We start from the raw sequence: 5999 nt of genomic DNA, 5'->3' as shown, positions 1-5999 counted from the left end.
GGAGCCATGACCACCGCACACCTCGCTCCCCTGCCCGGCGCCGACCATCCGACGGTGTCGCTGCCAGTCGCCCCCGCATTCCCACCCCAGGCGTTCCCCATCCGGGCGTTGCCCTCCCAGGCGTACCCGACCCAGCCGTTCCCGACCCAGCCGTTCCCGACCCAGGCGTTCCCGGCCCACGAGCCGCCCACCATCGAACTGGGCCACCTCGACCCGGCGCCAACCCCGAGCGCTCCGCGGGGCATGCGCATCGGCGACGCCGAACGTGATCGGACCTGCGAGGTGCTGGCGTCACACTTCGCCGCAGGGCGACTGGCCCCGGCCGAACTGGACGAGCGGACCACCCGTGCGGTGATGGCCACCACCCAGGCCGAGCTGCTGCGCCTGACCGCGGATCTGCCGGCGTCCGGGCTGCCGCCGAGCATGCCGACGACCCGGCCGGCGCCGGTGTGGCCGCACGACTGCGCCAGCGCCCACCCGCTGCCGGCACCGAGGCCTCGGTCGGACGCCGGACGCTCGGTGATCATGACGCTGTGGGGTCTGCTGACCGGCGCGGCAACCCTGTGCACCATGGCGCTGCTGTTCGGGGTGGCCGCGCAGGGGGTCGCCGGGTTGGTCTGGCTGGCCGCCTTCGGGACGGCCGTGGCCAGCAGCGGCATCACCTACTTCGTCACCCGGGGGTCGACAGCGGCTCTGCCCCCGTCGCGCTGAGCAGGTCCAGCAGTCGTTGCCGCAGTACCTGGGCGCGGGCCGCGAAGCCGCGTTGCTGGGCGACGTAGTCGGCCTTGCCGGCAGGGGTCTCGACAGCGACCGGCTGGTAGCCCCAGCCGGACAGGTCGTAGGCGCTGGCGCGCATGTCGAGTTCGCGAATCTCCAGGGCCAACTCGTAGCAGTCCAGCAGCAGCTCGGACGGGGTCAGCGGCAACAGCTTGCCGGCGAACTTGTACAGGTCCATGTTGACGTGCAGGCAGCCGCCCTGGTCAGTGTCGAGCTGGTCGTCGCGGGTGAGTTGTCGCTGGTTGCTGGGTGCGGCCTCGGGGGTGAAGAACCGGAAGGCGTCGTAGTGGCTGCAGCGCAGGCCGTTCTGGTCGACGATGGCCATGATGGTGGCCGGCTCGAAGCGCAGCGGCAGGCCCGCGTGGCGGACGTCGCCGGGTGCCAGTCCGTAGACCATCGCCCACTCGTGCATGCCGAAGCAGCCGAACTGAGGCGCCCGCTGCGCGGTGCCGCGCAGCAGTCGTCCCGTGAACCCGATGGTGGTGGCGCGCGCCGTGGCGAGGGCAGGGACGTCGACGCCGACCAGCCTCCGTCCCTGGTGCTCAACGGTGCGGTACCAGCGTCTAGTCGCGATCTCGTCGGCGTCCTCGAGCAGGACCTCGGGGCCGGGGTGCCACTCGACCAGTTGACCCGGACGCAGCCGGTAGTAGTCGAACATGAAGTCCTCGACGGGGTGGCGCTGCCCGGTCGAGCGCCGCTGGATGACGTCGGCGAGCAGCGTTCCGGCGCGCTGCTCGTGGGCGTCGCGGCGCGCACGCCACTGCTCGGCGCTCAGGAGCTCCATGGCGTCCTAGCGGCTCGCCGGAACGGGCACGTCGGACGAGGCGTGGCGTCCGGACAGGATGCCCGCCAGGGCGACCACGAGCAGCCCGGCGGCCGGGACGACCAGCAGCGCCCAGCGGATGGCGGTGGCGTCGGCGACGAGTCCGAGCAACGGCGGTGAGACCAGGAATCCAATGCGCAGCAGCAGCGAGGTCACCATCAGCGCGGTGCCGGGCTTGAAGCCGGGCATGGCGTCGGCGGCCTCGAAGATGGACGGGATGATGGTCGCCACCCCGTACCCGGCGCAGGCGTAGCCGACCACTGTCATCCACGGGCTGGGGAAGGCGATCGCCAGCCCCATGCCAACCACCACCAGCGCGCCACCCAGCCTGGCCATCAGGGCTTGCCCCAGCCTGTTCACCAGAGCGTCGCCGCTGACCCGTCCCAGGAAGTGGAAGGCCATCGCCGCGACGTAGGCCGCCGCCGTCAGACCGCCGGCGACGCCCAGTTCGGTGGACATGTACAGGGTGGCCCAGGTGCCGGCGTTCTCCTCGATGACGGCCCCGGCGATGGCCAGCAGGGACAGACCGGCCAGCACCAGCCAGGGGTGGCGCAGCCACGAACTGCGGCCCTCGCCGCTGTGGTCGGGGTGGTCGGCGGTGGCCTCGGTGGGTTCGGGACCTGGCAGCATCATTCGCCATCCGGCCGTGGTCACCGCGACCAGCAGCACCGCGACCAGGGCCAGGTGCGCCAACCGGTCCAGCCCGACCGCGATGGCGCCGGCGCCCAGGGCGCCGCCGAGCAGGGCACCCACCGACCACATCGCGTGGTAGCTGTTGATGATGCTCCGGCCCAGCTGCTTCTGCACCCGCAGCGCGTGATGGTTCTGGGCGACGTCGGTGACCGAGTCCGCGCACCCGGCCAGGAAGATGGCGGCCATGAACACCACCAGGCTGGGGGCGGCCGCCGCGGCCAGGATCGAGAGCATCGACAGCACCATGCCGACCCAGGCGACCACGGGTGAGCCCCACCGACGGATCAGCACCGCGGCGAACAGCCCGGACGCGAACGCGCCGGCGGGGAAGGCGGCGATCGCGGTCCCGAACAGGGCATTGGTGAGCCCCAGTTCGGCCTTCACCTCGGGCAGCCGCGGCACCAGGCTCGCGAACCCGGCGCCGTTGGCCAGGAAGATCAGGCCGACGCCCAGCCGGGCCCGGCCGAGCTCGGCCACGCTGAACACGGTGCTGGGCAGGCTCACGGACAGCTCTCGCCCTCAGTGAGCGGATGGCGTGCCGACTGGCCGGGCTGAGCAGGTCCGCGTACCGCCGCCCGCTCCAGACGGGCACGACGGCAGACCCGGACCTGGGGCTGCGGGACTGGCTTCGTGCCTACGCCAAGAAGCACCCCAGATGGGGGTACCGGCGCGCCTACCACGATGCCCGTGGCGAGGGCTGGGTGGTGAACCACAAGTTGGTCCAACGGCTGTGGCGTGACGAAGGGCTGCGGGTGCCGCAGCGGCGACGCCGCGAGCGGGTCGGGTCCTCCACTATCGACCCGACGGCGGCGTCGGCACCGAACGCGGTGTGGGCGGTGGACCTCCAGTTCCACAGCGACGAGCAGGGCCGCACCATCAAGATCTGCTCCATCGTCGACGAACACACCCGCGAGTGCATCGGTGGGCTGGTCGAGCGATCCATCACCGCCGAGCGGCTCACCGACCACCTCGAGGACTTCACCGCCGAACGCGGTGTCCCGGCGGTGTTGGGCAGCGACAACGGACCCGAGTTCATCAGTGAAGCGATGGCCGACTGGGCCGGCACCCGCACCGGCCTGGCCTATATCCCGCCCGGGTCCCCGTGGCGCAACGGCTACGTCGAATCGTTCAACGCACGCCTTCGCGATGAATGCCTCAACATCAACAGCTTCTACTCCCTGGTCCACGCCAAGGTCGTCATCGCCGACTGGAAGACCGAGTACAACCACGACCGCAGGCATGAAGCGCCCCAGGTTCTCTGCCGCTCTCATACGGGTTGCGGCTCTCGGTCGAGGGCGGCGTAGTGGGCGGTTTCGTACTCCACAGGGGCAACGTATCCCAAGCTGGAGTGGAGGCGTCGGTTGTTGTACCAATCGACCCAGCCGGCGGTGGCGACTCGACGTCAGCGAGCGTCTTTGTAGGGGCCGGCATGGAAGATCGTGGTGCGGATGCACTCGGTCTTGTAGAGGCCGTTGATGCACTCCATCAAGGCATTGTCATAGGCGTCCCCGACCGAACCGATCGAGGGCTGGATCTGCTCCAGAGCGAGGCGTTGGGTGTAGCGCAGCGACGTGTACTGGGACCCGGCATGCGAGTGCGCCCGCAACGATCCGGGCTGGATCGGGTAGCCGTCGCGGTCGCGTTGCCACACAGCCATCCGCAGCGGGGTCAGGACCAGGTCGGTGTGCATGGTCGTGGCGGCGTGCCAGGCCACGATCCGTTGGGAGAACACATCGAGGATGAACGCGACCGTAGCAGAACCCGGCCCAGGTCCGGAGGTAGGTGAAGTCCATCACCCACGTGTGGTCCGGATGTGGGGCGGTGAAGTCGCGGTCCAGCAGGTCACCTGCCCGGGTGCCGTCCTTGGCGGGGATGGTGGTGCGGATGCCCCTGCCCCGGCGCACCCCCGACAGTCCGGGGCTGGTCATGGCCCGGTCCACGCTGCCGGCCGAGGCGTCGGTGAAGCCTGGTTGGCGGCGCAGCAGGGCGGTCATCTTCCGACGCCCGTAGAGACCCTCTGGGGTCATCTGGCGCTGTCCGGCCTGGTTGGTGATCCACGCGAGGTCACGGACCCGGTCCATGACGACGGCGTCAGTGACTGTCCGGGTCGCTGCCGGGGCCTTGGTCCAGGATCGGTAGGTTCTTTGCGGCGATCTGGCAGCCCTGCTCCCGCAGGACCCGGCAGATCGACTCGACCGCGTGACCTTCGGCTCGCATCTGGTCGATGAAGCCGGCCATCAGCGGTTGCGGGGGTCGAGTTCGGTCGCGAAGAAAGTCGTTGCCGCTCTCAGGATCGCGACGTCTTCGCGCAGGCGCCGGTTCTCGGCCTTCAACCGCTTCACCTCGACCTGCTCCTCGGTGGTGGTCCCGTCGCGCTCGCCGGTGTCGACCTGTGCCTGGACAACCAGCGCCGCACGGTCTCCTTCCCGAGACCGAGTTGCTTCGCCACGGCCGCTGCCGCGGCCGTCAACGACGGGTACTCGGCTTGGTGCTCAGTGACCAGACGTACAGCTCTGGCCTTCAGCTCTGGATCGATGATCTTGGGCATGGTGCTCATTCTCCTTGACTCAAACAGGAGCGGCATCAAACCTGGGGCGCTTCAGCACTCATCCCTCGGATACCTCGCACCGATCGACTACGCTCCCCAATGCAACCATCAATTGAAGCCCGACGACTCACACAACGGCTGGACCTAACCACGGGGCCGGCCACCCACGCCCCCCATCCCACACAGCACGCTGGCGACGTCGGCCGACCACCCACCGTCATCTGTCACATGCCGGGGACTTGACCTCTCTACTTGCGCTTCTACGTGCACCCCCGAAGGGTATTGGGATCGGGGAGGTGCACGTTCTCGGGCACTTTGGGAGGCGAAGTGAATCGACAGATATCGGCGAGGGTGGTGTCGGTGACGTTCGTGTCGGTGAGGTCGGCGTCGGTGAGGTCGGCGTCGGTGAGGTCAGCGTCCGTCAGATTCGCGCCTACCAAGTTCGCGCCGGTCAGGTCTGCGGACCTCAGGTCGGCACCAGTCAGGTTTGCAACGGTCAGCTGCGCGCCTGCCAGGTCCCCCACAAAAAAGGACGCACCCGTGAGGTCCGCAGACACTAGTTGCGCGTCCTTGAGCCGTGTGCCGACAAGGCGTGCGCCAGAAAGATCCGCGTGGCGGAGATTCGCGTTGCGGAGGTCCGCCAACGCAATGTTCGTGCCCCTCAAGTCCGCAGCCTCCAGGTTCGCGTTAACCAAAAGGAGACCAGAGAGGTTCTGGTACGCAAGGTCCATACCTTGAAACGGCCGAGGGAGATTAGGGTCGCTCGAACTTCTCTCGCGCACAAAGCGGAGATTCTCGATGCGGATCGCACGCGACTCTCGTTCGGACTCGATCCGGATCCCACGAGACTCTCGTTCAGCGTCGAAGTGGAGCTGAAGCCCGAAGGCCACTAGCGCCACGAGCATGGCCAGCACGAAGTCCCTGAACCACCAGGGGGGGTCACCCCAGAACGTGGACGCATTGGAGGAGGAGTCCCCTCTGCTCGATGTGCTGGCTCTCACGAGACCAATCATCCCTCTCAATGAAGTCGGCGTCACGGCCTGCTTTACGGGCTCATCACAATGCAGGGTGTAGTTGGGGTCTGAATCCGCCGGTCTCGAGCAGTGATCTGGCGATGTAGTGGGTGAGGTTCCGGAACCCCAGGGCGGAACCGCGGAG

4 protein-coding genes and 2 pseudogenes are annotated in these 5999 nt (G+C 68.4%); 2 read left to right on the top strand and 4 right to left on the bottom strand.

All coding sequences use genetic code 11. The annotated features are described in order from the left end of the window. On the top strand, positions 1 to 711 hold a 711-nt coding region (locus tag IPV09_RS13980; protein WP_207475960.1), incomplete at its 5' end, for a DUF1707 domain-containing protein. On the opposite strand, the gene IPV09_RS13975 is transcribed toward IPV09_RS13980, so the two are convergent. Together IPV09_RS13975 and IPV09_RS13970 are read right to left on the bottom strand one after the other, a co-directional pair. After that, complete coding sequence (locus IPV09_RS13975; RefSeq protein ID WP_207475958.1) at positions 671 to 1561, bottom strand: 3-methyladenine DNA glycosylase; 891 nt, start codon at positions 1559 to 1561, stop codon at positions 671 to 673. The two genes, IPV09_RS13980 and IPV09_RS13975, sit on opposite strands and share 41 nt — an antisense overlap. Positions 1562 to 1567: 6 nt before the next feature. Continuing rightward, entirely contained in the window at positions 1568 to 2797 is a 1230-nt protein-coding gene (locus tag IPV09_RS13970) for an MFS transporter (RefSeq protein WP_207475956.1), read from the bottom strand. A gap of 8 nt (positions 2798 to 2805) precedes the next feature. Between IPV09_RS13970 and IPV09_RS13965 the strand changes: the two are divergent. Beyond that, positions 2806 to 3597: pseudogene (locus IPV09_RS13965) on the top strand (IS3 family transposase); the annotation flags it as partial. Here the strand turns inward: IPV09_RS13965 and IPV09_RS13960 are convergent. Continuing rightward, positions 3561 to 4841, bottom strand: a pseudogene (locus IPV09_RS13960) (IS3 family transposase). The pseudogenes IPV09_RS13965 and IPV09_RS13960 overlap by 37 nt on opposite strands. 260 nt (positions 4842 to 5101) lie before the next feature. Continuing rightward, positions 5102 to 5854: a pentapeptide repeat-containing protein gene (locus tag IPV09_RS14380; protein WP_242681658.1), complete on the bottom strand. Its 753-nt coding sequence runs from the start codon at positions 5852 to 5854 to the stop codon at positions 5102 to 5104. Positions 5855 to 5999 lie beyond the last annotated feature (145 nt).

The organism is Tessaracoccus sp. SD287, from assembly GCF_017355265.1.
Classification (GTDB): Bacteria; Actinomycetota; Actinomycetes; order Propionibacteriales; family Propionibacteriaceae; genus Aestuariimicrobium.
Note: the sequence above shows the minus strand (reverse complement) of the source record. Positions and strands in the feature narration are given on the sequence as shown.

Coding starts and splice junctions, on each gene's coding strand:
- IPV09_RS14380 (WP_242681658.1), bottom strand. CDS start 5,854: ATGATTGGTCTCGTGAGAGCCAGCACATCGAGCAGAGGGGACTCCTCC.
- IPV09_RS13975 (WP_207475958.1), bottom strand. CDS start 1,561: ATGGAGCTCCTGAGCGCCGAGCAGTGGCGTGCGCGCCGCGACGCCCAC.